Source organism: Pseudomonas sp. 06C 126, assembly GCF_001855215.1.
Taxonomy (GTDB): Bacteria; Pseudomonadota; Gammaproteobacteria; order Pseudomonadales; family Pseudomonadaceae; genus Aquipseudomonas; species Aquipseudomonas proteolytica.
The window spans coordinates 1-395 of the sequence record NZ_MIFU01000022.1; the positions used below are offsets into that span (position 1 = coordinate 1).

Here is a 395-nt window from a genome sequence, read left to right on the forward strand (position 1 = left end):
AGGCCCTGACCATCAGCGGCATGCAGGCCAACGGCAAGGTATATGACGGCAACAACCTCGCCAGCCTCAGCGGTGGTGCGTTGGATGGTTTGGTGGGCAGCGAAACCCTCGGCGTCACCGGCCTTAGCGCGACATTCAGTGATAAAAACGCCGGCACCGGCAAGACCGTAACCGCCAGCGGCGCCACCCTGGTCAATGGCAGCAACGGCGGCCTGGCGAGCAACTACAGCCTTAGCAATCCTGTGGGCTTGAGCGCCGATATCAGCGCCAAGGCCCTCACCATCAGCGGCATGCACGCCAACGGCAAGGTATATGACGGCAACAACCTCGCCAGCCTCAGCGGTGGTGCGTTGGATGGTTTGGTGGGCAATGAAACCCTCGGCGTCACCGGCCTT

Annotated in this window: 1 protein-coding gene; it reads left to right on the forward strand. The window is 62.3% G+C overall.

Annotated features, from left to right (window positions below; genetic code table 11):
• A partial coding sequence (locus BHC62_RS28540) for a YDG domain-containing protein (RefSeq protein WP_218124016.1) occupies positions 1 to 395 on the forward strand: 395 nt, incomplete at both ends.